Source organism: Serratia sp. S4, assembly GCF_000347995.1.
Taxonomy (GTDB): domain Bacteria; phylum Pseudomonadota; class Gammaproteobacteria; order Enterobacterales; family Enterobacteriaceae; genus Serratia; species Serratia quinivorans.
In genome coordinates, this window is sequence record NZ_KB661120.1 from 1891043 (window position 1) to 1916465 (window position 25423).

The following is a 25423-nucleotide window of genomic DNA, read 5'->3' on the forward strand; positions in this document are numbered from 1 at the left end:
TTTGAAAAAATACAAAGAGGTGAGCGTGTCTCCGCAAAGACACATTCTATTAATCGAAAGTCATTCTGTTTGCATCCTGTTGTCCTGCTGGTCTCCCTTTGGTTGGGGACTTTCGTAGGCCGGTAGGGTGCGGCTTCAGGGTGCAAACAAAAAGGAAACAACCAAATGAGCATTCAAACTATTAACGCTAATGCAGTAATCATCATCGACGGTCGTCACTTCAAGGCCAACGAGTCCGGAATGTGGAACCTTACTGACATCTGGAAGACACTCGGCTTGCCTAACAATAAGCTGCCTTCTCAGTGGCGTGGCAAGGTAACAAAGAGACTCGCCGACATGCAAAAAATGCACGTCGAGAAGATTGGTATTGAAAGCATAACCTATGCCGACAAACAGGCCACCCTCAAGTATGCCGGTTGGGTCTCAGATGATTTTGAAGATATGGTCTATGCAGCATTCGAAGCTGTCTTAGCAATACCAGAAGTTGCCGCTGTGGTGGCTAACAAAATGGTTGAGCTTGGTCACATCGCTGAGGCAGAACAGCTTGAGCGCCTAACCAACGCTGACCGTGACTATGCACATGAGCAGATGAAGCAATGGCGCGACAAGACAACCAATCAGGCACGCGCTAAGGCAGTAATGGCCGGGCACCTGACGTTAACACAAGCTAAGAATCAAGGACTATCAGGCGTCTGGCTGCGTCGCTGTGTGGAAGCGCTGAGCGCTCAAGGAGGTGACATATGTGTCAGCTAACTGAAATCACGCAGGTCATCAAGAGCAATGCTGAGAAGCCGAGCGGCTGGAAGTTCGACCCAAAGACGACGTTCGGCCGTTACTACATGCAAGCCCTCGAGCTGACCGTGGGCGAACTCAAAGAGCAACTGTTTGATCTGCTTGACCCTGAGGTGTTTTACACCAAGTGGACTCTCCGGGTAGCCGCAGCGTTTGTCATACAGGAACGTAAAGCCACCAACACCAAGTAAGACCATCTTTAACTAACTACCCCCCCTTTGAATTGAACCGACTGATGCGGAGAGACGCCGCAGGATGCCTTTGTGCGCCTGTGGTCGACCGATACGTTCACTTTCTAATACACCCAAAGAAGGAGAACAAACTATGTCTATTTCATTCCGCAAGCTGGATTTGTCCGTGTCTGCTGACGGCACTACTGTGATGCTGTTCGATCAAGAGATGAGCACCAAGTATTTCACTGAAATTGTGGCTACTACCATGCTGAATAGCACTGGCAGCGACGAAGCCAAGAGCAACAAGATTCTTAACGCCATTCATGCAGCAGGTCTGAACGCTGGTGACTACGGCAAATACAGCCAGTGGTGGGCACGCAGTAATCAAGCTGCACGTGAAAAAGCCGAGCATGACCGCCGAGAAGTGCAGAAGAATCTTGAGCGCATTAAGGCCATGAACGCAACACCTGAAGAAATCAGAGCCGAGGCTAACCGCAAGCGGGAACGCGAGGAGCGCATGGTCAAACTGTATGGCCGCAAGGGACACGAATTCGGGCTGTGAGGCCTCTCACTTTAAGTGCATCAATGCGAGAACGCTGAGGGAACTCCTTGGCGTTACGTAGGCACCATTCACCACATTCATTTCAAAAGGAGTACCACATTATGAGCAACTCAATTGTCAAAACTAACAACACCACCAACGCTATCACCTCTGAAAAGGTAGTGGGGCTGACCGCTCTGCGCCGTCACCTGATGTCGCCTGATGGCACTGCGATTCCTAACTCTGTGTTCGGCACCGATGTGTCCCGTGTTGAGTTTATCAATATGGCAGACGGCACCGGTCAGACCATGAACGTTGGATATACTGACCGCTCCGGTCGTCCAATGGCTTTCGGCAATGACGTACACGACTATGTGCAGGCTCTTGAAGAGTCACTCGACGCCACCTTCAACGATGGTGAGTTTGCTGCGGTAATGCAAGAGCATATCTTCCCATCCGAGTTCCGCCCTTTTGGTACACAACCGACCCCGCTTAATGTGCAATTGCTGGAAGACCGCACCGTTACCTTTAACCCTGCTGGTAAATTAGACCGCTCCAAGCTGCCAACTGGCAAAGCTATTGCAGGCTCCCCAGTGATGGTCTCCCCGGTACTGCATGGTGACGACAAGACTGAGACGGGTATTCTGTGCTCCGTGGCTACTCAGGTGTCAGACTTTGACATGATGGGCGGTTGGACTGAAGGTTCCCTACGTCAAACTGTGGGTAACATGCAGCATCAATTCTGCCGTGTACTGGCTGGCAATGTCGCTAAGGTGCTGGCGAAGACTCCCGACCTTGTGACCATTCCCGCGGGTGACCTGAGTGTTAAACCTAAAGATGCCGCCGAAGACTTGCTGGACGCATTGGCAATCAACCTGCCTGTACATCTGGGTGCAACTCTGGACGCCTATGCCTTGCTGGTGCCTGAGAAACTGGAAGCCGTATTAGAACGTGCTGCTCAACGAGCTGGTCATGAGGACGCCTCGGAACTGTTCGGCTGCACAATCATGGGTTACTTAGGTGAGGATACTGGTGTTTATCTGCTGCCTAAAGGCTTCGCTATGTTGTCTTTCCGTTCGACCAAGGAAGGCGACACCGTGAAGATTAACATTACACGTGAGCCTAACAGCGCTGGATACAGTGTAGAAATGATTGCTGTTCTGGACGTCATGGCAACAGGTACTGTCAAAGTGAAACAAGGTGAGTTCGATAAGGTAGCAACCGCTGAATTTCCTGTGGTGCACCGTCTGACCTTCGCTAAGTCTGACACCAAGCCCACCGCCAAGTAATAGCCATAGATAACCCCTCAAGTGTCTTAATGATACTGAGGGGTTATTTCTGCAATTGATAGGTTTTGGCGATCAATGTCACCATGCCGATAGACTTAACCACAAGGAGGCCCATATGGTCACCACTTACATTGACCTCAGGGAAGCCTTGTTGATTCTGTCAGTCTTCCTATGGATGCTGGACAGATTGTGAACCGTGGGTATCCCTTTAAGAATCCTACAGAAAAATCTGAGTGCCTATCCTATATATCTTTTCCGAGCATTTCCCCCCATATGGCCCTAAGAGTTGGTCCCAAAGAGGCGATAAGGAAGGTCACAACTGGGTCACAAAAGGAGTCACAAAGCCCTTGACGATTCCCTCAGAACCCAGTCATGATGCGGCTCTCACCGCTATTCTCAGTTGTGGTTGAACCAGTTGAGCCAACGAAGCGGCCATGGCCAGCGCCGGCGTTCCTGCGGATTCACCTGTGCTATCCGTTCCTGAATGGCAGCTAACAGGTTCGGTTGCTGTTCATCAGAGTAGGGGTAACCGGTGAGTAATGGCAAGGCTTCCGCAGCGCTATTGACGGCCCACAGATGGAACTGTCCCTCGCGCACCGCATCGACCACGTCCTGATGCAGACACAGATGGCGCACATTGGTGGCGGGCAGAATAATGCCCTGTTTGCCGGTCAAACCCCGACGTTGGCAAACTTCAAAAAAGCCTTCGATTTTTTCGTTAACGCCGCCAATCGGCTGCACATTACCGAATTGGTCGACAGAACCGGTTACTGCAATCTGCTGGGTAATTGGCTGTAGCGACAGTGCGCTGATGAGCGCGCACAGCTCAGCCAATGAGGCGCTGTCACCGTCCACTTCGCCATAAGATTGTTCAAACACGATCGAAGCAGAGAAGGGCAGCGGTTGGTCCAGTTCCAGTTCGGAAATCAGGAACGCCTGCATAATCATCATGCCCTTGGCATGCAGATTGCCGCCAAGCTCGGCCTTGCGCTCAACGTCGGTGAATTCACCATCGCCAAGATGTACGACACAGCTGATACGGGAGGGTTCACCGAAACTGCGCGGATGGCCAGGGTATTCCAGCACCGACAGGCCATTGATCTGACCGACGACTTCGCCTTCGGTTTCAATCAGGATTTGGCCCAGCTCAATTTCATCCTGCATCCGTTCGGCAAGATAGCTTTCACGCCACTCGCGCGCATTCAGCGCGGCTTCAAATGCTTTGGCAGTGATGCTTTCTTCTTCGACGTACAGTGCGGCTTCGGAAAGTTGTTGGCCGAGCCACAGTGGGGACAGCGGCAGGTTGCCCTGATCGCCGCTGTGACGTACTGCCTGTATCATCAGCGGGTACCAGGCATCGGCTGCCAGCGGTGGCAGTTGTTGCTCTTCGATGAGGCTATTGACGTAGCCACACCATTGCACCATGTCATCGATTTCGGTGAGTTGCAGATCTTCCTCGTATTCACCGTAGACTGACTGCTCACTCAGCTCCGGTTCAATATCATGGAAATCGGCAAGGCCGTGACGATCGCCTACCACAATCAACCGCAATTCCAGCGGCATGGCTGGAATGGTAATTGGCAATGGGCGTGTCTCATCCGGGGAAACCCAGTGGAACTGACGTTGGGTGATCATCTGCTTCAAACGCAGCCACAGCAGCGGCTGAGCCAGCAGAGAACGCGCAGACAGGATCAGTACACCACCGTTGGCCTGATGCACCAGGCCGGGCTGCAGGTTGATTTCACCATTGTGGATCCGAACGCAGCCAAACAGCTGTTCAGGTTCAACCCACTCTTGATACACGCAGGCACCCCCGGCGGCAAAGGGTTCATCACCCTGGCTGGCGGGTTCTACGCTGACCTTGCTGCCCTGGATCACATAGTGACTGCCCTTGAACGCGGTGTTCTGCGGCTGCAGTTGTTCAACTGCCTGGGCGATCAGCGCCAGATACTCACGCGTTTCTTGCGCTTTCAACAACATGAAACGCGGTGGTGACTGTGGATGGCAAAACAGCGTCAGTGCGTTTTCCAGCCGAGGCTGAATAGAGGCAAAGGACACGGGGGCCAACTGCGCGGCGGTATCAAATATCGCTTGATAAGGCGTAACGTCCGGCAACAGTGATTGCCATTCAAGTCGGTTATTGGTCAAAGTGTTAGATGCAATCGTCAAAAAGGGAAAGGGCGATTATACAAGAATAACGGCAGCTTGATAGATGCAGAGTTACAGTTGATGTCAGGGAGTTTGACATCGAGCGATGACTGTGCAAAAAACAGTCTAAAACGGGGTGTAATTGCCGGGGAAATTCGGCGTAAAGCTGTTATGCTTAATAAAGTTACGCGGTCACTGAAGAGCTCACGATGAAATATCAGCAACTGGAAAATCTGGAGAGCGGTTGGAAATGGAAGTACCTGGTGAAAAAGCACCGGGAAGGGGAAGCTATTACCCGCCACATTGAAAACAGCGTTGCTCAGGAAGCCATTGACGAGCTGCTGAAGCTGGAAAATGAGCCGGTAAAAGTGCTGACGTGGATTAGCCACCATATGAATCCGGAACTGGATAACCGGATGAAGCAAACTATCCGCGCACGGCGTAAACGTCATTTTAACGCAGAACACCAACATACGCGTAAAAAATCTATCGATCTGGAGTTTCTGGTTTGGCAGCGTTTGGCCGCGCTGGCCCGTCGCCGTGGGGTGACTCTATCAGAAACAGTGGTGCAGTTGATCGAAGATGCGGAACGTAAAGAGAAGTATGCCAGCCAGATGTCATCATTGAAGCAAGATTTAAAAGCTATTCTCGGTAAAGACAAAGAATAAACCCGCTAGCCAGCCAGTTACCTGTAAGGGAAGTGGCTCTTTGTTGCTTACACCATTTGATTTAGTCGAAAAAAAACCCCGCATTGCGGGGTTTTTTACTAAGAGTGGTAGCTTAGCCTTGTGGCTGAGTTACAACGTCTTTGATACCTTTAACTTCGATCTCTACGCGACGATCTGGTGCCAGGCAAGCGATCTGTGCTTTAGTAGCACGACCAGCTTTGTAGCCACAGGTGTTGCCAGTGACGGAATCAGCTTCGCCCATACCACGTGCAGAGATTTTTTCTGAAGGGATACCTTTAGATACCAGGTAATCAACAACGCTTTGTGCGCGTTTTTCAGACAGTTTCTGGTTGTACTGGTCAGAACCAACGGCGTCGGTGTAACCCAGAACTACAGCAGAACCATCTTTAGGATCCATTGCGCTCAGCTGAGTGTACAGCTGGTCAAGAGCCTGTTGGCCTTCTGCTTTCAGGGTAGATTTGTTGAAGTTGAACAGCACGTCAGACTTCAGAGTGAAACGCTTGGTTTCAACAACTGGAGCCGGAGCTGGAGCTGGTGCTGGAGCAACAACATCATCCTGACCGAAACGGTAAGAAACACCCAGGCTCAGCATGGTGTTGTCTGGACGTGCGCCGACAGTACCTGCATCACCGATGTTGCTAACGAATTGGTAGTCCAGGCGGGTAGCCCAGTTTTTGGTCAGTGCGTATTCAACACCAACTGCTGCCAACGGAGAAACGCCAGTGTCGTGATCGCTCAGACGAGTGCCGTTACCGTAGTTAGCTTTGGAATCTGCACGCCATACCATGCCGCCCAGACGAGTGTAGATGTCCAGATCGTCCATGATTGGGTAGCTCAGTTTAGCGGCCAGTTGAACGCCCTGCGCTTTGAAAGCACCGTTGTTCACGCTGCCTTTGTAAGGCATACGGCCAAGCCAGTCATAGCCCAGCTCGAAGCCCAGGTATTGGTTCGCCTGGTAACCCAGGAACGCGCCAGCACCCAGTTGATCTTTATGGGTCGGACCATTGCCGATACCATTCTGGTAACCGTTGCCGTAGAAACCAGTGTCATGGTACTGGGACCAGCCCAGTTTAGCACCAGTGTACCAGGTATTATCTTTTGGGGCGGCTTGCGCTACGGTAGCGAAACCAGCCAGTGCCACTGCTAATGCGATAGCTGTCTTTTTCATTTTGCGCCTCGTTATCATCCAAATAGGCAATGAGCTTTAAAGCTGTTTTAAGCCCTTGGTTAAATTCCTTCGCCAAGGTTTGAGCCCTCGTTTGTTACTCTGCCAGTTTATCTGGCGTTATAGAGCAACCTTGGCGATGTAAAGTCTACAACGTGGCGCGAAAGTTACAAGTGTGATGTGATAAAGCTCTAAAAAAAAACGCAGAAATATACATATTTACTAACATTAACCGGGAAAAAAACGAACATTTTAACCCTGATTTTGGGCCGCGGAACCGCAGCCACACTAGCTTTGTCCCTGATCCCATAAAGGTTCCCTTGCAGGGAGATGAAAATGATGGGAAAAATCCTAAATTTACTTAATGATACAAAGAAGAGTGAATTTTTAGGGTGGAACAGTGTCCGTGAACCGGGTTTATGTCACGTTGAGGACGCATAATGAACCCATAAGCGTTACCTAATTCTGCCGCACGCCTTAATTTTAGACGATCTTCTTCTGTAAGATCGGGCAGCCATCCAAGTACTACACTGTAGTTACCCGTCAGCAGCGCTTTTTCCATCGCTTCAACCGTGTCCAGCGAGTTAATTTGGCTCAGCTGCACCACTTTTCCAACCGGCAAGCCGGATTGTTGTAGCCATAACTTACTCAGTTTTTGCTGAGGCGTCAGCCATAACAACCAGCGTGACTGCATACCCAACTGCTGCAGCAGAGGCAACAATAATTGTACCACTGCGGGCTGATGCTCGTTGTAAACAAGTTCACTGATAAGGCCATTCTCTTTGCCGGCATTCGTGCTCTCTGCAGCATTACTCACCGCAAAAGAGGTGTGGCTGAAATGGGTATTGTAGAGTGATTGAGTACGCATAAAGTATCCCGCCCGTAGTGTCACTGTATGTTTATACAGTACATCCAGTTGTGATTAAGATCAACTCAAATCTTCGTAGTACCTCGCATAATTGCGATCATTTTTCATACACCGGACGTTTGTGATTGGCATGACTGCAGATAGTGCGTATTTTTCTAATTACTTGTTCACGTTACTTTTATTTCATTGATGTGGGGAATGATAGAACACTAATCTACACAAGGAGAACGCTATGAAAGGGACATCAAGTGGAAGGATCGTGCAGGCCAAAGCGTATTTTTACGCATTAGGCGGCATTACTACACGCTCGCAATTTGGCGGTTATGGGCTGCTGGCCGATGGCGTCATGTTCGCTGTGATTGCAGAAGGGGAGCTGTATCTTCGTGCGACGGATAGCCTGGAGCCTACTTTTCGGTCTCGCGGAATGGTTAATATGGTGTACTCCAAACGAGGGGTACCTATTACCATGCGTTATTACTGGGTTGATGAAACGCTGTGGCGCGACAGGAGGGAACTTGTGGGGTTAGCCTGGCAGGCTATTCGGGAAGCGCGCCGGGAACTCAAGGTTAAAACGGATAACCAGGGACGGCTGAAAACCTTGCCGAACATCGACATCAATATGGAACGGTTACTTTGGCGGGCGGGCATTCATAATGTTTATGATTTGCGCCTGAACGGTGCCAAACGCAGTTATCTTCGAATGTTGCAACAGCAACGCAATTTAGGATTGCGGGTACTGCTTTCTCTGGGAGGGGCTATCGCCGGCTATCATCATGCCGCTTTACCCTCGGAAATGCGCAGTGAGCTGACGAATTGGTTTGAACGTACCATGTCGTTACTTAGTCACGGACATAATCCGGGAGTCCGGGGCCTGATAAAAGGCCCCGGGTGATCAAACCGATTTTCCGATTTGCGCATTCAGCATAGTAAGCTCCGGCAGCAACTCGATGACCAACCCAATTTGCTGCAACACCAATTGATCTTTGCTTTCCGGCTCCGGCGCAGCGTGCACAATTCGTTCAGCCAGGCTTTCCAACGCCTGAGTGATGCGCCGGTCGTCGAGTTCTTCCTGGTGCAGGGCACCATCGACATAACAAACTGCATCATTTAACAGGTCCAGCGTAGCGGGGTTATTCAGACGCTCACGATGTGCACCCAACGCAGAGATATAACTCAACAAGGTGTGGTTTAAACACAACAGGCGGAAGGCGGCTTCCTGAACTTCTTTATTTGCTTTTGGATCGGCAGACATATTTGATATCACCGAAGCCAGCTCCGCATCACTGTTGTGTGCATCCCGGCGAGCGATACGATAAGGGAGGCCGTTGTCTTTACCCTGATGATATTGCACCAGAATGGCATCCAGATAACGGCAGTTGGCGTTCAGCGTTTTACTGACAACTGCCGGTAATTGGCGGAATTTCCAGTCTGGCCAGATAAAACTGACTGCCGCCCAGGCGATGGCACATCCCAGAATCGTGTCATAAACCCGAGGCGCGGCCACTTCAAAACCCTCACCCAGCAAGTTAAAGCACAGCAATACCAGCAGGGTGATAAACATGGTGGCATGTGCGTATTGCACGGTTCGAAAGGCGAAGAACAGAACGCCGCTGATGACGATCAGCACCATCTGGCCTTCCAGAGAGGGCACAAAATAGAGGATCGGCAGGCCAACAAGAATGCCGGCCAGCGTGCCGATAATTCGAAGCGCCAGCCTGCGGCGCGTGGCATTGTAATTGGGTTGGCAGACAAACAGGCTGGTTAACAGGATCCAATAACCGTGCTGCATGCCGGTAAACTGAATAAAGGCGTAGCCCACGCACAGTACCACTGACATACGGATGGCATGACGGAACAAGGCAGACTGAGGTGTCAGATGGCGGCTGATACGCAGGCGGATATCGCTCCAGCCGGTGAGCCGGTCATCCGACAGACTATTCTCTTCCGCCAGGCCACTGGCCAGTGCCTGCTCGGACTCAATATTTGCCAGTTGGGCGTCAATCGCGCGCAAATTTTTCAACAGGTGCGAGAGTGCTTTGGTCAGCTCACGGTTTTCCGGGGTGATGGCAATGCGAGTTAGTGCTTCTTCAATACGGCCAAAGACCGGTTCGAAACGAAGATTGTGCTGATACTTTTGCCGCAGCAAAATCGACTGCGCCAACTGCTGACAGGCGCGAGCCTGCATGCTGAGCAAGCGTTGGAAACGAAACAGAATATCACTGTGACGAAACTGTCGACTCAGTGCCTGATATTGAACGTGGGAGGAACTGGCGCGCTCATGGATATCCTGGGCGACGAAATAATAATGCAGCGTGCGGCGGGTACCGCGTTGCCCCCGATCGCCTTTTAGCCGCGTCAGCAATGAAACTTTGGTCTGGTTAAGAATGGTCACCAGAGCGCTATTGGCCATGGCAACGTCCATCCACGGCAGGTCGGCATCATGCTCGACGTCGGGGTCAAACAGGTTGGCTTTGGCATCCAGATAACTTGCCAATTGATTGTAACAACGCGCCAGATTTTCCTGCAGAGGTCGGATAGGAAAGATCAGGTGGCCAATCAGCGTCAGCAGGTTGTACCACAGGGCACCAAGGATCAGCAGCGTCGGCTGTTGATACCAGGCGTCATACATTGAGGTGCCGAGCATGGTATAGACCGCGATCAGCAAGGCACCAAATGCAATGGTGGCGTAACGTTGCCCCAGGGCACCCAGCAAAATAAAACCGCAGGTGGAGGCGGTGAGGCCAAGAGCGAACAGCCACGGATAAGGAAACAGCAGCTCAATGGAGGCGGAAGCAACCAAAAAACACACCAGTGTGATCAACAGATTGCGTAGCCTGCCAGCCAGGCGATCATCCAGATCGGTCAACGCCGCTGCCACCACCCCCAGAGTCAGGGGAATGGTGAGCTTGGGAATGGCTAACCACCAGGGTACGGCGGCCGCACCAGCCAGTGCAATGAAGATGCGCAGATCATAAAGCAGATTGCTGTTGTAGGCATAACGGCGTATTGCTGGTGCAAAAGAGAGCACGAAAAACTCCTCAGGCGGAGAAAAAATTAACGCTGCTGATACTGACGTCGGGCATTTTCAGTTCTGGCCTGTTGCGCCATTTCAACGGATACCACTCGTCGCCCGACCGGCCACAGGGCAATGGCGGCGATTTTGAAATTGGCTATACCCACAGGGATGCCAATAATCGTTACACACTGCACAATCCCGGCGGCAATATGCGACAGGCACAGCCACCAGCCGAACAGGATCAGCCAGATAATGTTCAGCAGTGAACCACTGGCGGAAAGCAGTGCATTGCTTTTTTCCGGGTACAATTCATTAACGTGAATGGCTTCGTTACCGAATGGCAGTAACGACAGCTTGGTGATTTCCCAGCAGGAGCGGGTTAGCGGCAGGGTGATGATCAGCACCACGCTAAACACCGTTGCGACCAGCCAGCCAAGGGTGGTGAAAAAACCGCCTAACACAAAATTAAGAATATTCAGTACAGTACGCATAGTCGTCATTCTGCTCTAATGATGGTCAAACCGCGATGCGGTGCGTTTGCTATCAAAACGCAAAATCTATTCTACCCTTTTTTTAGCGCTAGAGTGCCACTGCTTATCGCAGGTAAACTGGCAGATATCCGTTATTTAATCTCAACATAGTCATGGCGCGACGATATGGAACTTAAAGCGACATCGCTGGGGAAACACCTGGCTCAGCATCCTTACAACCGTGTGCGGTTGCTGCACGCCGGTGTCGAGGTGAGCGGTGAGAAGCATGAATATCTTATTCCTTTCAATCAGTTGATTCATGTCCGGTGTAAGCGGGGCATTGTCTGGGGCGAGCTGGAGTTTGAGCTGCCGGAGGAGAAAGTGGTGCGCCTGCATGGTACCGAATGGCAGGAAACCCAGCGCTTCTATCACTATCTCCAGCAGGCCTGGCAACAGTGGAGCGCCGAAATGAGCGAAGTTAGCGCCGGCGTGTTGCAGCAACAGGTTGAACATATCCAGCGTATTGAACAGCAGGATAAGTGGTTTAAAAAATCCGAACTGGGCAAGCTGCAGCAACAAATTCGCGAGTCTTTCGGTGCCTTACCTATGCCGGTGGCGCGACTGGAGCAATTTGACAATTGTCGGGATGATTTTCTCCTTTGTCAGCAATGGCTGCAGCATGGGTTGCAAAGTGTCGGGCAGCGTAATCAGCAGTGGACCGAACGAATGCTGGAGAGCTACCACGACTTCTTCCAGAACATCGAAACTTCCCCGCTGAACGACTCACAAAGCCGCGCAGTAGTTAATGGCGAAGATTCAGTGTTGGTGCTGGCCGGGGCCGGCAGTGGGAAAACCTCGGTGTTGGTGGCGCGAGCCGGTTGGCTGCTGCGTCGCCAGGAGGCTGAACCGGGGCAAATACTGTTGTTGGCGTTTGGCCGTCAGGCGGCGGAAGAGATGAACGAGCGCATTCAGGAGCGCCTGGGCAGCGTGGCGATCCAGGCCAAAACCTTCCACGCATTGGCACTGCAGATTATCCAGCAGGGCAACCGCAAGGTACCGGCGATCAGTAAGCTGGAAACCGACAGTAAGGCTCGAAGAGCTTTGTTGATAACCCATTGGCAGCAACAATGTGCAGAAAAAAAAGCACAGGCTAAAGGTTGGCGCCAGTGGTTGCTCGAAGAACTGGAATGGGAAGTGCCGGAAGGTGATTTTTGGCAGGATAAACGCCTGGCAGAACGGTTGGCTGGCCGACTGGAACGTTGGCTGGGGTTGATGCGAATGCACGGCGGTAGCCAGGCGGAAATGATCGAACAGGCGGATGAAGAGGTCCGTGACCTGTTTTCAAAACGTATCCGGCTGATGGCACCGTTGCTCAAGGCATGGAAAGGCGCACTGAAAGATGAGGGGGCAGTAGACTTCTCTGGCCTGATCCATCAGGCGGTCAATATTCTGGAGAAAGGGCGTTTTGTCAGCCCGTGGAAACATATCCTGGTCGATGAGTTTCAGGATATCTCACCGCAACGGGCGCAACTGCTGGCGGCGCTACGTAAACAAAACAAACAGACTTGTCTGTTTGCCGTGGGTGATGACTGGCAGGCCATTTACCGTTTCAGCGGGGCTGAACTGACGCTGACAACAGCATTTGCCGAGAACTTTGGCGAAGGGGCACAATGTGCGCTCGACACCACTTACCGTTTCAATGAGCGTATTGGTGAGGTGGCAAACCGCTTTGTACAGCAGAACCCGCACCAGTTGAAGAAACCGCTGAACAGCCTGAGCAAAGGCAACAAGAAATCGGTGGTTCTGCTGGCGCATGAACAACTCGAAAATTTGTTGGATAAGCTCAGTGGCTATGCCAAGCCCGAAGAGCGGATTCTGGTGTTGGCACGTTACCATCATCTGAAGCCGCAGGCGTTGTCAAAAGCGGCAACCCGCTGGCCTAAACTGACCATCGAGTTTATGACCATCCACGCCAGCAAAGGGCAGCAGGCCGAGTACGTGATTATCGCCGGTTTGCACCAGGGAAACGACGGTTTTCCTGCGGTCGCACGTGAGTCGATATTAGAAGACGTTCTGTTGCCGCAGCCGGAAGACTTCCCGGATGCCGAGGAGCGGCGACTGCTGTATGTGGCGTTAACTCGCGCCAAGCATCAGGTGTGGTTATTGCAGGATCGCGAGCGCCCGTCGGTGTTCGTTGAACAACTGCAGGATCTCGGCGTACCCTCGCAGAAGAAACCCTAAACCCAATGCCTGGCGGAAACCAGGCCGTGATGGTTACTTCAGACGGTCCTGCAAGTAGCGCTGGTAGTCAGGGATGGCGATTTCTACTTCGCTTTTGAACAGCGAAGAGTCAATCAGGAAGTCTGCGGTGGAGCGGTTGGTGGCGACGGGAATATTCCATACCGTCGCCAGGCGCAGCAGGGCTTTCACATCCGGATCGTGGGGCACCGCGTTCAATGGATCCCAGAAGAAGATCAACATATCGATTTTGCCCTCGGCGATCAGCGCCCCCACCTGCTGGTCGCCCCCCATAGGTCCGCTCAGCATGCTATTTACCGGAATACCGCTGGCTTGCTGGATCAGGTTGCCGGTGGTTCCGGTGGCATAAAGTTGGTGTTGTTCCAGCACGGACTTATTGTCTTCAACCCATGCCAGCAGGGCTTGTTTACGGTGATCGTGCGCCACCAGCGCAATGTGTTTGCGCGCGGCGATAGTGCGGGTAGTAAATTCCATCTGGAGTTCCTTCGCTAATCGGGTGATGTGCGACAGATTACTGAAACTGTTTTTCACTGCCTAGCGTTTACACCTGAAAATGCGAAGAAAACGCGCCTTTAAATAAAAGGCGTCATCAATCTTGCTTAACGCACTGCCTGTTTATTTGCCCAATGAAGAAAACGTTTCTGCGTTTCTTTGTCTGCCTGCTGGAACCAGTATTGCAGCATTTGCTCGGAAACGTTTTCACCTTTCAGTGTCACTGTGGGGGAGTTTAAAGCGGCATTCGCCAGCGGTGAGCCGGGTGTGGAGGCGCGAACATGGGTGAACGCCGGTACGGAAGCCGGGTGCTTCTGACTGTTGTAATCCGCCATCAGCTTTTCCAGATCGATGTTAAGCGTGATGTCGTCGGGGCGTAATACGTCGTGTTTCATGGCCAACGCATTGCCGTTCTTATCAATCACCTGATAATTGAACGTTTTATCAAAACGCTGGCCATCCCGGACATTTTCAATACGCGGCAGCTCAATGGCTACGGAACTGACATTTTGCGTATTGAAGGTGGCGATCAGTGGAGGTGAAGTATAGACAGTTTGTTCGTTTTGCCCTGAGCGTACAGATTTGGCCACTTTAAATAGTAATTGATGTTGTCCGCCATCCAGCTCCAGGCTGTCAGCGCCTTTTAACAACGAACCTGTCATTTTCTTGCCGTCGACCACCAGCAGGTCGATGTCAGGAGAGAGTTTCAGGGTCGTAGCCACGGCAGGCATGCTGATACCGATGCTGAGCAGCGCCGCAACCATCAGACCAAATTTCATTGTTATCTCCTTATAAGCGCATCGCTATTAGTGTTGAACACGCCATAGATTGTGTCAAAGTTTTTCAGTATTGCGTTTTTTGGTTACAAATATACACATTTATATTTATTTTGACACCATTTAACCCGGCAGAGGCTGGCAGTGACAGCATCAGACCGCAAAAGTCGCCGGGAGTTTCCGTGACTCTGGGTTTAGCCGATTTAAGGTCAGTGGGTTACACTCGAAACAGGGAAATCCCCCGTCGATAATTGGGAGCGGAAAATGCAAGACATCGATATTGCCGGCCTGCTGCAGCAGGTGAAAACCATTGCGCTGGTGGGCGCCAGTGATAATCCGGCGCGGCCGAGTTTTGGCGTGATGGCCTATCTGCTTGCTCAGGGATATCAGGTTACGCCGGTCAGCCCAAAACTGGCGGGGCAAACCTTGCTGGGCCAGCAGGCCTATGCCACGTTGAAGGATATCCCGCACCCGGTGGACATGGTTGACGTGTTCCGTAATTCAGAAGCGGCATATGCGGTTGCGCAAGAGGCCATTGCGATTGGTGCCAAAGTATTGTGGCTGCAAATCGGCGTCATTAATGAGCAGGCCGCGGCATTGGCAAACGAGGCGGGGCTGAAGGTAGTGATGGATCGCTGCCCTAAAATCGAAATTCCGCGTTTGGGGCTGGAGCACTGAGTAAAAAGCCTGGCATGGTGCCAGGCTTTTATCCGTTGTTTCTCAGGCCTGGCGCATCAGTTGCGCAGGCGTGGAGCTTGTAGCTGGTGGCGGATAGACTCCGCCAACTCGTCCAGCGAAGGTTGTTCAGGATGAGCTTCCTGGGCTTCCCCATCTAACTGCGCTTCTGCAAGATAGGTATGCACCGGCTGGCCTTCTTCGTCTTCCATCACCACGTGGTACCAAGGGGCGAAACGTAAATCGGTATTTGCCGCTATTTCATCAGCCTTAGGCTGTTCCATCGAGTATTCAGGGTCGATATCAATCACCACCCCCAAGTACCCCAGCAGCTTATGCCGAACCTGTTGTCCGATACCGAATTTGCTGGCAATCATGATGACCTCCTGAGAAACAATGCCTTACTCTCTATATGAGGGCAAAACAGCGTATTTCAAGTTACATCACCCGACACGCAAACCCTTTCAAATACAGCCCTTCAGGATAAGTCGCGATAACCGGGTGATCGGCAGCCTGACGATACTGCTCTATAAATTGTACATCACGCCCGGCATCTACAGCGGCATCGGCCAAAATTTTCTGGAATAAATCGGTTGGCATCAGACCGGAACAGGAGAAGCTGAGCAAAATGCCGCCTGGGTTCAGCAGCTGCAGCGCCAACATATTGATATCTTTGTAACCGCGGCAAGCACCGGCCAGTTGGTTCTTGTTTTCGACGAACTTCGGCGGATCCATAATGATCAGGTCGAATTTTTCACCCTGCGTGCGGTAAGCGCGCAGCAGTTGGAACACGTCGTCACGGACAAATTCGGCTTTGCTCAGGTCTAACTGGTTTAGTTCGACGTTCTGTTTGGCGATATCCAATGCGGCTTGCGACGTATCAACGCTGATCACCTGAGTACAACCGCCCATCAGGGCCGACACGGCGAAGGCACCGGTATAGGAGAAGCAGTTAAGCACGCGGCGGCCGGCGGAATAGTTACGTGCGGCCAGACGGCTGTCGCGCTGGTCGAGGTAAAAACCGGTCTTATGGCCTTGCTGAATATCCACCAGCAGCTTCATGCCATGTTCGGTGATAGGCAGCAGAGCAGGGGGCAGATCGCCGACGACCTGACCCTGAGCCAAGGGTAAACCTTCTTTTTTACGTACCGCGACGTCTGAACGATCATAGATGGCACATTCCGGGTAACAATGCTGCAAAGCGGTAATCAACGCGGCACGCTGATATTCAGCGCCGGCGGACAGCAACTGCAACACCAGGAAGTTCTGGAAGCGATCGATAGTAATGCCCGGCATACCGTCGGATTCGCCGGCGATCAGACGGTAACCGTCCAGCCCATCACGTTTGGCAACCCAATCACGCCAGCTTTGCGCCTGTTGTAAACGGCGGATGAAGAATTCGATGTTAATCTCTTCGTCCGGCAAAAAGGTCCAGACGCGGGCGCGGATTTGCGACTCTGGTGAGTAGGCTCCGCGCGCCAGCCATTTACCCTGGGCGTCGTGAATATCGATGGTTTCGCCAGAAAGGGCTTTACCTTCAACACGTTGAACAGCGCCGGAAAACACCCATGGGTGGCGACGGAGTAAGGACTTTTCACGTCCTTTGGCGAGAAACAGGCGTACGGTCATAATTAAGAATGCTGCCAGCTAGATAAAATGAGTGGCGTCGCCGTGCAGATGCACAGGCAATACCATATACGAAAGTCGATAAGGGGCCGATTATGACACAAGTTTGCATTGCTGCGTATGTCTATGGCGTGGTGCAAGGGGTGGGGTTTCGTTACAACACTCAGCATCAGGCGACGGCGTTGGGGTTAAGCGGCTACGCGCGTAATCTTGATGACGGTAGCGTTGAAGTACTGGCCTGCGGCGAACAACCGCAGGTGGACAAGCTGGTGGAATGGCTGAAAAATGGCGGCCCGCGTAGTGCACGGGTCGATCGCGTGCTGGTGGAGCCGCGAGGCGCGGCCGATTTTCAAGGCTTCAGCATTCGCTATTAGCGTTTCAGATACATTTTACCGGTTTCGGCAGCCCGGCTATTTTGGTTGCCTGTTTGGCCGGGCCTTTGGGGAATAAACGGTAGAGATAGCGGCTGTTGCCTTTCTCTTCGCCGTACTTTTGTGCCATGGCCTTGACCAGCATGCGGATCGCCGGGGAAGTATTAAATTCCAGGTAAAAGCCGCGTACGAAACGCACCACTTCCCAATGTGCTTCGGTCAGCGTTATCTCTTCCTGTGCGGCTAGCAGTGGTGCCAGGGCTTCATGCCAATCGGTGCTGTTTTTCAGGTAACCTTGTGCGTCAGTTTCAATAACCTGACCTTGATACTCCAACATACTGCCTCGGTAATGGATAATTCAGAACGGCCGTCAGTTTAGCAAACTTTTGTCGCTGCAAAAAATAAAGCCCCGCCGGAGCGGGGCCTTGGGTCTTTCTCAGGCGTTAAATCAGTTGCTGCGCGCGAAGCCCAGAATGCTTAACAGGCTGATGAACATGTTGTACAGCGATACATACAGGCTAACGGTAGCGCGGATGTAGTTGGTTTCACCGCCGTGGATAATGTTGCTGGTTTCCCACAGGATGGCACCGGCGGAGAACAGGATAAACAGCGCGCTAATGGCCAGATGCAGGGCAGGGATCTGCAGGAACAGGTTGGCGATGACCGCAACCAGCAGTACCACAAAACCGGCCATCATCATCCCGGACAGGAACGACATATCCTTGCGGGTAGTCAGCACGTAGGCTGAACAGCAGAAGAACACCACCGCGGTGCCACCCAGCGCCAGCATGATCAGGTCACCGGCTCCGGTATTAATGAATGAACTGAGGATCGGCCCCAGGGCATAGCCCATAAAACCGGTCAGTGCGAAGGCCGCCAGAATACCGGCCGGGCTGTTTGCCAGCTTATGGGTCAGGAACATCAGCCCATAGAAACCGACCAACATCAGCAACAGGCCCGGTGCCGGTAGCCCCAGCATGGTGCTGGCGGTAGCGGTAAGTGCCGAGAATGCCAGCGTCAGCGAAAGCAGAAAGTAGGTGTTACGCAGAACCTTATGCGTGCTCAGTAACGAGTCGCGTGAGGAGGATGAGACGACAATGCGGTCCATAATGATCTCTCTTATCAGGTCATCACAAAATTAGTGACGATGATAGGCAGCGCAAGCGTTTGATTAAAGTTTGTTTACCAATCTTTACCCTTAGTTATCATTGTTGCAACCTTGAGCCGGAGTTGGCGCTTTATTCAACGCTTACTCGCCAAATGCTGTTTTTTCGCTCGGTTGAACGGTTATGGGCTTTACAAGCGGATCGGCTATGTTTATAGTTCGGCTCGTTGCGGAGGGGTGGCCGAGTGGCTGAAGGCAACGGTCTTGAAAACCGTCGACGGGAAACCGTTCCAGAGTTCGAATCTCTGCTCCTCCGCCATAAATTATGACCCCGTGCTCTTTGAGCGCGGGGTTTTTTTATTTTGTTTTCCCCTCGGTATGTCATCCAGCATGCGAATTCCGCTGGTTTGCGCTGGTAGCCCTGAGAATACATCGGACAGGTTACGCAGCTTCTCCCAGGCAACGTGCACGTTGCCTACCCCAACCCACGAGAGCACATCATTGAAGGCGATCGGTTCACTGCCATCAACTGAAACAGAAAACGTCCTCCGGGTTGTACAACCAATGATTTCTTCTCGAACTCCACTCTGCGAAAATAAGTAAATATCATTTAAGTGAAAGGCAAAGGTCTTGCTAGCGAGGCGGGCCGTTATCTTTTTGCTTGTTCAGTCATGCGCGGCCTCGCATTTTTTTTAAAAATTATAAAATCAGACTTTTCTCGCAAGGCGGTTGAAATTCACCCAACACTGACCTTAAGTCTAATTGATCATTTACCGCACACCCTTATCCCATGCGGTTTGTGGTATCTTTCTGCGAAAGTTCTTATAAATCAATTTGATGATCTTTTATTGTTAAATTTCCTGACTGTAATTATTTGTTACAAAATTCAATTTCCAATCATGCCGTTAACATTTTTAAACTCCAATCAATAGGTAATATTCTGAAATCATCACTTTTCAGATAAAGACCTGAAAGTACTGTGTCATGCTCGCTAGTGAATGGAATGCGCTCGCTTTTGACCCCAGTTTTGATTTGTGCCGGATGGCACGAGCAGGGATGTTGTTTTGGCAAGATAAGCATTTCTTATTAATTGCTCAGTGGCATTGACCATTTCTATCATTCCATAGAACAGGGACAGCCATGTCTAACTCCTATCAGTCCGAGATCCCCAAAGCTCGCGTCAACATAAAACTCGATCTGCACACTGGTGGTGCTCAGAAGAAAACCGAATTGCCCCTTAAGCTGATGGTGGTGGGGGATTACAGCAATGGTGCCGAGCAACGCCCGCTGTCTGAGCGTGAAAAGGTCAACGTTAATAAAAACAATTTTGACAGCGTGTTGGCAGAATTCTCTCCCTCCATAAATCTTTCCGTTGAAAACACCCTGGCCGGTGACAGTAGCGAAGAGAACGTCAGCCTGACTTTCCGTGAGATGAACGATTTCACACCGGAGCAGGTAGCCCGCCAGATCCCCCAGCTTAAAGCCATGCTTGCCATGCGCAATCTTCTCCGTGACCTGAAAGCCAACCTGTTGGATAACCAGGCTTTCCGCAAAGAGCTGGAAAAAATCTTGCTCGACCCAGCGCTTAGCGCTGAACTGCGCAGTGAGCTGTCTGCTCTGGCACCGAAGCAAGCATAACGGTCGCGATGTTTAACGGATTAACGAAGAGAAAATGCTGATGTCTGTAAAAAATGAGAATACCGCTGGCGGTGAGAGCGTGGTGCTGGAGCGTCCGGAAGCGAGCAGCGTGTATGCTTCCCTGTTTGAAAAAATCAATCTGAGTCCGGTCTCTGAGCTGAGTGCGCTGGATATCTGGCAGGATAACCAGGCAATGTCTGATGCCACGGCTGACGAGCGTCTGACGGCCGGTATGCAGGTCTTTCTGGAGTGCCTGAGCAAGGCGGGCTCCAGGGTCGAAAAGCTGGACAGAACCCTGATTGACCACCACATCGCGGAGCTGGATTATCAGATTAGCCGCCAACTGGATGCGGTCATGCACCATGAGGCATTCCAGTCGGTAGAATCCCTGTGGCGCGGGGTGAAGTCGCTGGTCGACAAAACCGACTTCCGTCAGAACGTCAAAATCGAGCTGCTTGATCTGTCGAAAGACGATTTGCGTCAGGATTTTGAAGACGCGCCGGAGATTATTCAGAGCGGATTATACCAGCACACATATACCGCAGAATACGATTCTCCGGGTGGAGAGCCGATTGCCGCGCTGATTTCTGCCTACGAGTTTGATGCCTCTGCGCAGGATGTTGCCCTGTTGCGCAACATTTCGAAAGTGTCTGCTGCAGCACATATGCCGTTTATCGGCTCTGCTGGCCCGAAATTCTTCCTCAAAGACAATATGGAAGACGTGGCGGCGATTAAAGATATCGGCAACTACTTCGATCGTGCCGAATACATCAAGTGGAAATCCTTCCGCGAGACGGATGACTCCCGCTATATCGGCCTGGTGATGCCGCGTGTACTGGGCCGCCTGCCGTACGGTCCGGACACCGTGCCGGTGCGCAGCTTCAACTACGTCGAAGAAGTGAAAGGCCCGGATCACGACAAATATCTGTGGACCAACGCCTCGTTTGCGTTTGCCGCCAACATGGTGCGCAGCTTCATCAACAACGGCTGGTGTGTACAAATCCGTGGCCCGCAGGCCGGTGGTGCCGTTCAGGATCTGCCTATCCATCTGTACGATCTGGGCACCGGCAATCAGGTGAAGATCCCGAGTGAGGTGATGATCCCGGAAACCCGCGAATTTGAATTCGCCAACCTCGGCTTTATCCCGCTGTCGTACTACAAGAATCGTGATTATTCCTGTTTCTTCTCCGCCAACTCCACCCAGAAACCGGCGCTGTATGACACCGCCGATGCGACGGCCAACAGCCGCATCAACGCGCGTCTGCCGTATATCTTCCTGCTGTCGCGTATAGCGCATTACCTGAAGCTTATTCAGCGTGAAAATATCGGTACCACCAAGGACCGCCGCTTGCTGGAACTGGAACTCAATACCTGGGTGCGTAGCCTGGTGACAGAAATGACCGATCCAGGCGATGACCTGCAGGCGTCTCACCCGCTGCGTGATGCGAAAGTGACAGTAGAAGATATCGAGGATAACCCGGGCTTCTTCCGCGTGAAGCTGTATGCCGTACCGCACTTCCAGGTGGAAGGGATGGACGTGAATCTTTCGCTGGTTTCCCAGATGCCAAAAGCGAAAGCCTAATAAGGCAGGAAGCCGATGAAAACGGAACAACCGTTATGGGGCAGGGGCATCATGATCTCTCCCCAGCATTTCCAGCAACAGGCTGCGTATGCGGCCTGGTCTGCGGAATGCATTGCCCGAATGGGACTCAATCACCCCTGGGGAATGATTGAGTCTGCCTTTGAACCGGACGCACTGAAACTCGGTCGTCTGCAGGCCCGTAAGCTGCATGTCCGTTTCCCGGATGGGACACTTATCGATACAGATAATGCCGATGCGCTGCCGCCGGTTCTGTCACTGGACAGCGAATCGCATGATGTGGTGGTGCTACTGGCGCTGCCCCTGCTGCGGGCGAATGGCGGCAACTGCCTGCAACCTGATGAGGTGGCCGATCGTCCGGTGCGTTACCGTCAGCGTTGGCGGGACGTGCGTAACCAGCTTGGCGAAGACACCCGCCAGATAGCGGTGATGCAGCCGGAACTGACGCTGCGCTTTGCCCATCAGAATAACGGTGATTATCTGACCTGCCCGGTGGCCCGTCTGCAGCAGGATTTGCAGGGCGTCTGGCGGATTGATGACAGTTTTCTCCCGCCGCTGCTGACCGTACAGAGCAGCCGCTGGTTGGCGACCCAACTCGAACAGCTGATGACCCAACTGCGCGCCCGTCTGATCCGTTTGATGGCCATGCGCCGCGAAAGCAATGAGCGGATGGCGGATTTTGCGGTGGCTGACGTATCCCTGTTCTGGCTGCTGAATGCCCTCAACAGTGCTGAGCCGGTGCTGGGCCAGTTCCAGCGCAATCTGCAGAGTCCGGCAGAACGCCTTCATACCGAACTGTCCCGCCTGGCCGGCAGTTTGCTGACCTTCTCCCTGGAACATCAGGTGAGTGCGATACCGGCCTATCAGCACGAGCAACTGAATGCCGTTTTCCCACCGCTGTTTAATCTACTGAGCGATTTGCTGGAAGCGAGCCTGCCGTCACGGGTGGTGTCAATTGAGCTTGAGCACGATAAGCGGCTGCACTTCTGGCAGGCACGTCTGCACGATCCCCGTCTGCGTGAAGGTGCCGACTACTACCTGTCGGTACGCTCCCCGATGCCGGTGGCGCAGCTGCAGGAGCAGTTCCCGCGTCAGTGCAAAGTGGGAAGCCCGGATCATGTCAGGGGTATCGTGAATTCCTCACGCGTCGGGGTTCCGCTGACACCGCTGCGCCATGTGCCAGCGGCCATTCCACTGCGTCTGGAGAACCAATATTTCAGCCTCGATGTCTCCCATCCCCTGGCAACTGACATGCTCGACAGCGGCAACTGCATGTTTTATGTCCCGGGTATGCTTGGTGAGCCGGAGCTTGAACTCTTTGCGGTGCTGAGAACATGAGTGAACGTCAACGCGGGACAGCCGCGTCCATTGATATTGATGCCCTGCTGCAAGACACCTGGCTACAGGTCGTCAGCCTGCGCCACGGCCCGAAATTCCAGGACGGGGAAGGACGCAAACTGTGGGAGCACTGCATTACTGATGTCGAGCATGTACAGCGTGAGCTGAAAGCGAGCGAACTCGATGAGGCCAGCTGTCAGCATATTCTCACTGCACAGTGTGCGCTGCTCGACGAGGCGGTCAAAGGTCGCGGTGTGGAAGATGATGCCTGCGTACAGTGGTATGACATTCCGCTGCAGGGGCATTTCCTCGGCACCATGGATGCCGGTGACACCCTGTGCGATCGGATGCGCGATGTGCTGCGTGAACCGGCTCCAGACCAGGCTGTCGTGACCTGCTTTCAGCGGGTCATGATGCTGGGATTCCTCGGCAGTTTCCGCTCACTGAACGACCCGGAGCGCCAGAAACTCGTCAGCGCACTCAGTGAACATGTCCCGACCATCAGCTATCCACAAGCCCATCCTGTACTGGCGGAAAGCCGTGCCGGGCGGGGAATGGGGGGATGGCTGGCGTCATGGTCCGTGCGTATTGGCCTGAGCGTGATTGTGGTCGCCGCCCTGTGGTGGGGGCTGAACCACTGGCTAGATCAGATGCTGTTGACCCAGTTGCCGGGAGCCGTGAAATGAGTCCTGCACAACAGCGTGGGCTTGCGCTGTGGGCCGTCCTGCTGAGTGCAGTGGTCTGCCTGGTTTTTCTGCCTGCATCCCGGCTGGTGTCCGCTCTTGTTTTTCTGGTTGTTCTGGGGCTGATTGCGGCGTCCTGGTACGTCGCCAGCCGTCGTGTTCAGCGCGACGTCACCCTGAGTCTGCAAGCTCTCCCTGAGGCGGCATATCGCCACCCGGTGGTGTTGGTCTGCGGCGATCTGTCGTTGGCCTGGCCGCATCAGTCACCGGTACTCACTGTTACTCAGGGGTGTTGGATCCGGGTGGAAGACCACCAGAACCTGGAGCAGGTGGCCCGACAGGTACTGTGGCAGCGCCCTGACTGGGGGCGTCAGCTGTCGGTGATGGTCAGTGTCTGCCCGCAGAAACACGCTGACTGCGAAGCACTGACCAGCCGCCTGCTGACTCTGCGCTGGAAAATCAGCCAGTTGCGTAAGGATACCGGGCATTCCGTGCCGCTGGTTCTGAATGGTCAGGTCGGTAGCGCGATAACGAATGACCTGCTCTGGCAGGCGGCGATCCCGGGGGAAGGGGTGAGGGTCTGGCGGGAGTCTTCAGCACCGAGCTCTATCGCCGCATGGGTCACTACCGGCGGAACGCCAGCAATGCAGCAACAGGTGCTGATGAACAGCCTGATGAGCTGGTTCCATCAGCACGTCAACGCCGTCTTTTTGGATGAGAACCCCGATGTTCAGGCCATTGCACCTACAGCGGTGCTGTGGGGAATGGGACCTATCCTTGCCGGGAGCCTGGCGTCATCGGCCTGGACGGCGTGGTTGTCGCGTCACACCGCGATGCAGCAGGTGACGGGTTGGCAGCCGGTGGGGACGGACAGCTCGGTGATATCACCATTCCCGGATTTCGTCCTGCCGCTGCTGCCGGAAGGGCGAGGATTAACCTCGCGGGGGCGTGCCTGGCGCTGTGCACTCGGGATCTTCACACTGGCGGCCATTGCGGCGCTGCTCAGCAGTGGCTGGAACAATCGCCAGCTGCTGCACTGCGTAAGCTTCGATATTGCCCGGTATGACCATATCCCGATAGATGATTACGGTCCGAAAACCGATGCCGTCGCGGTCCTGCGAGAGGATGCCGCACAGCTGGATGACCAGGCGCGTAATGGCGTACCGGCCCGGATGAGCCTCGGCCTGTATCAGGGCGAGCGTCTGCGTATGCCGCTGTTGGATGCGATCCGCTCGTATGTTCCGCCGCCACTGCCGTCCAAACCTCAACCGAAGCCGGCTCCGAAAATTGTGCGGCTCGACAGCATGTCGCTGTTCGATTCCGGTAAATACGCGCTGAAGGCGGGCTCCACCAAAATGCTCATTAACTCCCTGGTGGGCATCAAAGCCAAGCCGGGCTGGCTGATTGTGGTGGCAGGCCACACGGATAACACCGGCAATCCAGCACTCAATCAGACGCTTTCCCAGAAACGTGCCGCAGCAGTACGCGATTGGATGCGTGATACCGGCGATGTGCCGGAAAGTTGTTTTGCGGTGCAGGGCTATGGCGAAAGTCGGCCGGTTGCCACCAATGACACTCCGGAAGGCCGTGCGCTTAACCGGCGTGTCGAAATCAGTCTGGTACCTCAGGCAGATGCCTGCCGGATACCGGGCAACACCCTGACGTCATCACTGGATGGTGACGTATCAAAAAACGAAATGGAGAAGTAA

General features: G+C 53.1%; 25 protein-coding genes and 1 tRNA gene. 15 read left to right on the forward strand and 11 right to left on the reverse strand.

All coding sequences use genetic code 11. The features are described 5' to 3' along the window. Nucleotides 1-165 precede the first annotated feature (165 nt). From SERS4_RS0109530 to SERS4_RS0109545, 4 genes are all read left to right on the forward strand, one after another. The gene (locus SERS4_RS0109530) at nt 166-753 is read left to right on the forward strand and encodes a hypothetical protein (protein ID WP_017892306.1); all 588 of its coding nucleotides are present in this window, start codon (nt 166-168) and stop codon (nt 751-753) included. Then, nucleotides 741-983: a hypothetical protein gene (locus tag SERS4_RS0109535; protein WP_017892307.1), complete on the forward strand. Its 243-nt coding sequence runs from the start codon at nt 741-743 to the stop codon at nt 981-983. The genes SERS4_RS0109530 and SERS4_RS0109535 overlap by 13 nt, the downstream gene beginning before the upstream one ends. Nucleotides 984-1116: 133 nt before the next feature. Beyond that, a complete protein-coding gene (locus SERS4_RS0109540) occupies nt 1117-1527 on the forward strand; it encodes a hypothetical protein (protein WP_017892308.1) in 411 nt (136 codons plus the stop codon). A 101-nt stretch (nt 1528-1628) separates the two neighbouring features. After that, nucleotides 1629-2795 carry a hypothetical protein gene (locus tag SERS4_RS0109545; protein ID WP_017892309.1) on the forward strand — a complete coding sequence of 389 codons (1167 nt, stop codon included), beginning with the start codon at nt 1629-1631 and terminating at the stop codon, nt 2793-2795. 396 nt (nt 2796-3191) lie between these two features. Here SERS4_RS0109545 and SERS4_RS0109550 read toward each other — a convergent pair whose 3' ends face one another. After that, the gene (locus SERS4_RS0109550) at nt 3192-4943 is read right to left on the reverse strand and encodes a Lon protease family protein (RefSeq protein ID WP_026142298.1); all 1752 of its coding nucleotides are present in this window, start codon (nt 4941-4943) and stop codon (nt 3192-3194) included. A gap of 209 nt (nt 4944-5152) precedes the next feature. On the opposite strand from SERS4_RS0109550, the gene matP reads away from it, so the two are divergent. Then, nucleotides 5153-5611 carry a macrodomain Ter protein MatP gene (gene matP, locus SERS4_RS0109555; RefSeq protein WP_012006180.1) on the forward strand — a complete coding sequence of 153 codons (459 nt, stop codon included), beginning with the start codon at nt 5153-5155 and terminating at the stop codon, nt 5609-5611. A gap of 112 nt (nt 5612-5723) precedes the next feature. Here the strand turns inward: matP and ompA are convergent, their stop codons facing one another. Together ompA and sulA are read right to left on the reverse strand one after the other, a co-directional pair. Continuing rightward, complete coding sequence (gene ompA, locus SERS4_RS0109560; RefSeq protein ID WP_012006181.1) at nt 5724-6800, reverse strand: porin OmpA; 1077 nt, start codon at nt 6798-6800, stop codon at nt 5724-5726. A 358-nt stretch (nt 6801-7158) separates the two neighbouring features. Then, on the reverse strand, nt 7159-7665 hold the full coding sequence (gene sulA / locus SERS4_RS0109565) for an SOS-induced cell division inhibitor SulA (RefSeq protein WP_017892311.1): 507 nt from the start codon (nt 7663-7665) through the stop codon (nt 7159-7161). Between the two features lie 232 nt (nt 7666-7897). Between sulA and SERS4_RS0109570 the strand changes: the two genes are divergently transcribed. Beyond that, nucleotides 7898-8557, forward strand: a complete 660-nt coding sequence (locus SERS4_RS0109570; protein WP_012006183.1) for a TfoX/Sxy family DNA transformation protein — start codon at nt 7898-7900, stop codon at nt 8555-8557. Here SERS4_RS0109570 and yccS read toward each other — a convergent pair whose 3' ends face one another. Together yccS and SERS4_RS0109580 are read right to left on the reverse strand one after the other, a co-directional pair. Beyond that, entirely contained in the window at nt 8558-10693 is a 2136-nt protein-coding gene (yccS, locus tag SERS4_RS0109575; RefSeq protein WP_017892312.1) for a YccS family putative transporter, read from the reverse strand. 26 nt (nt 10694-10719) lie between these two features. After that, entirely contained in the window at nt 10720-11172 is a 453-nt protein-coding gene (locus SERS4_RS0109580; RefSeq protein WP_017892313.1) for a YccF domain-containing protein, read from the reverse strand. Nucleotides 11173-11337: 165 nt separating this feature from the next. Here SERS4_RS0109580 and helD point away from each other — a divergent pair, with 165 nt between their 5' ends. Continuing rightward, the gene (helD, locus tag SERS4_RS0109585; protein WP_017892314.1) at nt 11338-13392 is read left to right on the forward strand and encodes a DNA helicase IV; all 2055 of its coding nucleotides are present in this window, start codon (nt 11338-11340) and stop codon (nt 13390-13392) included. Between the two features lie 33 nt (nt 13393-13425). Here the strand turns inward: helD and SERS4_RS0109590 are convergent, their stop codons facing one another. Continuing rightward, nucleotides 13426-13884 (reverse strand): methylglyoxal synthase, encoded by a 459-nt coding sequence (locus SERS4_RS0109590; RefSeq protein WP_012006187.1) that lies wholly within the window; start codon nt 13882-13884, stop codon nt 13426-13428. A 125-nt stretch (nt 13885-14009) separates the two neighbouring features. After that, nucleotides 14010-14681 carry a DUF2057 family protein gene (locus SERS4_RS0109595; protein WP_017892315.1) on the reverse strand — a complete coding sequence of 224 codons (672 nt, stop codon included), beginning with the start codon at nt 14679-14681 and terminating at the stop codon, nt 14010-14012. A gap of 261 nt (nt 14682-14942) precedes the next feature. On the opposite strand from SERS4_RS0109595, the gene SERS4_RS0109600 reads away from it, so the two are divergent. Further along, nucleotides 14943-15356, forward strand: a complete 414-nt coding sequence (locus tag SERS4_RS0109600; protein ID WP_017892316.1) for a CoA-binding protein — start codon at nt 14943-14945, stop codon at nt 15354-15356. A 56-nt stretch (nt 15357-15412) separates the two neighbouring features. Here the strand turns inward: SERS4_RS0109600 and hspQ are convergent, their stop codons facing one another. Together hspQ and rlmI are read right to left on the reverse strand one after the other, a co-directional pair. After that, nucleotides 15413-15730, reverse strand: a complete 318-nt coding sequence (gene hspQ / locus SERS4_RS0109605; RefSeq protein WP_012006190.1) for a heat shock protein HspQ — start codon at nt 15728-15730, stop codon at nt 15413-15415. Between the two features lie 61 nt (nt 15731-15791). Continuing rightward, nucleotides 15792-16982, reverse strand: a complete 1191-nt coding sequence (gene rlmI / locus SERS4_RS0109610) for a 23S rRNA (cytosine(1962)-C(5))-methyltransferase RlmI (RefSeq protein ID WP_017892317.1) — start codon at nt 16980-16982, stop codon at nt 15792-15794. A gap of 92 nt (nt 16983-17074) precedes the next feature. On the opposite strand from rlmI, the gene yccX reads away from it, so the two are divergent. Continuing rightward, a complete protein-coding gene (gene yccX, locus SERS4_RS0109615; protein WP_012006192.1) occupies nt 17075-17353 on the forward strand; it encodes an acylphosphatase in 279 nt (92 codons plus the stop codon). Nucleotides 17354-17357: 4 nt separating this feature from the next. Here the strand turns inward: yccX and tusE are convergent, their stop codons facing one another. Further along, nucleotides 17358-17687 (reverse strand): sulfurtransferase TusE, encoded by a 330-nt coding sequence (gene tusE / locus SERS4_RS0109620; protein WP_017892318.1) that lies wholly within the window; start codon nt 17685-17687, stop codon nt 17358-17360. A 111-nt stretch (nt 17688-17798) separates the two neighbouring features. Then, on the reverse strand, nt 17799-18458 hold the full coding sequence (gene yccA, locus SERS4_RS0109625; protein ID WP_004942825.1) for an FtsH protease modulator YccA: 660 nt from the start codon (nt 18456-18458) through the stop codon (nt 17799-17801). A 228-nt stretch (nt 18459-18686) separates the two neighbouring features. On the opposite strand from yccA, the gene SERS4_RS0109630 reads away from it, so the two are divergent. The 6 genes from SERS4_RS0109630 (at nt 18687) to SERS4_RS0109655 (ending at nt 25423) form a co-directional block, all read left to right on the forward strand. Then, nucleotides 18687-18774, forward strand: a tRNA-Ser gene (locus SERS4_RS0109630). Between the two features lie 821 nt (nt 18775-19595). Further along, a complete protein-coding gene (tssB, locus tag SERS4_RS0109635) occupies nt 19596-20093 on the forward strand; it encodes a type VI secretion system contractile sheath small subunit (protein ID WP_017892319.1) in 498 nt (165 codons plus the stop codon). A gap of 34 nt (nt 20094-20127) precedes the next feature. Then, nucleotides 20128-21675 carry a type VI secretion system contractile sheath large subunit gene (gene tssC, locus SERS4_RS0109640; protein ID WP_017892320.1) on the forward strand — a complete coding sequence of 516 codons (1548 nt, stop codon included), beginning with the start codon at nt 20128-20130 and terminating at the stop codon, nt 21673-21675. 15 nt (nt 21676-21690) lie between these two features. After that, nucleotides 21691-23031: a type VI secretion system baseplate subunit TssK gene (tssK, locus tag SERS4_RS0109645; RefSeq protein ID WP_017892321.1), complete on the forward strand. Its 1341-nt coding sequence runs from the start codon at nt 21691-21693 to the stop codon at nt 23029-23031. Then, nucleotides 23028-23717 (forward strand): type VI secretion system protein TssL, short form, encoded by a 690-nt coding sequence (gene tssL / locus SERS4_RS0109650; RefSeq protein ID WP_017892322.1) that lies wholly within the window; start codon nt 23028-23030, stop codon nt 23715-23717. Before tssK ends, tssL begins: the two co-directional genes overlap by 4 nt. Then, a complete protein-coding gene (locus SERS4_RS0109655; RefSeq protein WP_017892323.1) occupies nt 23714-25423 on the forward strand; it encodes an OmpA family protein in 1710 nt (569 codons plus the stop codon). The genes tssL and SERS4_RS0109655 overlap by 4 nt, the downstream gene beginning before the upstream one ends.

Excerpts from the sequence above, each read along its gene's own strand:
- SERS4_RS0109530 (WP_017892306.1), top strand. The coding sequence starts at position 166 with ATGAGCATTCAAACTATTAACGCTAATGCAGTAATCATCATCGACGGT.
- SERS4_RS0109535 (WP_017892307.1), top strand. The coding sequence starts at position 741 with ATGTGTCAGCTAACTGAAATCACGCAGGTCATCAAGAGCAATGCTGAG.
- SERS4_RS0109540 (WP_017892308.1), top strand. The coding sequence starts at position 1,117 with ATGTCTATTTCATTCCGCAAGCTGGATTTGTCCGTGTCTGCTGACGGC.
- SERS4_RS0109545 (WP_017892309.1), top strand. The coding sequence starts at position 1,629 with ATGAGCAACTCAATTGTCAAAACTAACAACACCACCAACGCTATCACC.
- matP (WP_012006180.1), top strand. The coding sequence starts at position 5,153 with ATGAAATATCAGCAACTGGAAAATCTGGAGAGCGGTTGGAAATGGAAG.
- ompA (WP_012006181.1), bottom strand. The coding sequence starts at position 6,800 with ATGAAAAAGACAGCTATCGCATTAGCAGTGGCACTGGCTGGTTTCGCT.
- sulA (WP_017892311.1), bottom strand. The coding sequence starts at position 7,665 with ATGCGTACTCAATCACTCTACAATACCCATTTCAGCCACACCTCTTTT.
- SERS4_RS0109570 (WP_012006183.1), top strand. The coding sequence starts at position 7,898 with ATGAAAGGGACATCAAGTGGAAGGATCGTGCAGGCCAAAGCGTATTTT.
- SERS4_RS0109580 (WP_017892313.1), bottom strand. The coding sequence starts at position 11,172 with ATGCGTACTGTACTGAATATTCTTAATTTTGTGTTAGGCGGTTTTTTC.
- helD (WP_017892314.1), top strand. The coding sequence starts at position 11,338 with ATGGAACTTAAAGCGACATCGCTGGGGAAACACCTGGCTCAGCATCCT.
- SERS4_RS0109590 (WP_012006187.1), bottom strand. The coding sequence starts at position 13,884 with ATGGAATTTACTACCCGCACTATCGCCGCGCGCAAACACATTGCGCTG.
- SERS4_RS0109595 (WP_017892315.1), bottom strand. The coding sequence starts at position 14,681 with ATGAAATTTGGTCTGATGGTTGCGGCGCTGCTCAGCATCGGTATCAGC.
- SERS4_RS0109600 (WP_017892316.1), top strand. The coding sequence starts at position 14,943 with ATGCAAGACATCGATATTGCCGGCCTGCTGCAGCAGGTGAAAACCATT.
- hspQ (WP_012006190.1), bottom strand. The coding sequence starts at position 15,730 with ATGATTGCCAGCAAATTCGGTATCGGACAACAGGTTCGGCATAAGCTG.
- rlmI (WP_017892317.1), bottom strand. The coding sequence starts at position 16,982 with ATGACCGTACGCCTGTTTCTCGCCAAAGGACGTGAAAAGTCCTTACTC.
- yccX (WP_012006192.1), top strand. The coding sequence starts at position 17,075 with ATGACACAAGTTTGCATTGCTGCGTATGTCTATGGCGTGGTGCAAGGG.
- tusE (WP_017892318.1), bottom strand. The coding sequence starts at position 17,687 with ATGTTGGAGTATCAAGGTCAGGTTATTGAAACTGACGCACAAGGTTAC.
- yccA (WP_004942825.1), bottom strand. The coding sequence starts at position 18,458 with ATGGACCGCATTGTCGTCTCATCCTCCTCACGCGACTCGTTACTGAGC.
- tssB (WP_017892319.1), top strand. The coding sequence starts at position 19,596 with ATGTCTAACTCCTATCAGTCCGAGATCCCCAAAGCTCGCGTCAACATA.
- tssC (WP_017892320.1), top strand. The coding sequence starts at position 20,128 with ATGCTGATGTCTGTAAAAAATGAGAATACCGCTGGCGGTGAGAGCGTG.
- tssK (WP_017892321.1), top strand. The coding sequence starts at position 21,691 with ATGAAAACGGAACAACCGTTATGGGGCAGGGGCATCATGATCTCTCCC.
- tssL (WP_017892322.1), top strand. The coding sequence starts at position 23,028 with ATGAGTGAACGTCAACGCGGGACAGCCGCGTCCATTGATATTGATGCC.
- SERS4_RS0109655 (WP_017892323.1), top strand. The coding sequence starts at position 23,714 with ATGAGTCCTGCACAACAGCGTGGGCTTGCGCTGTGGGCCGTCCTGCTG.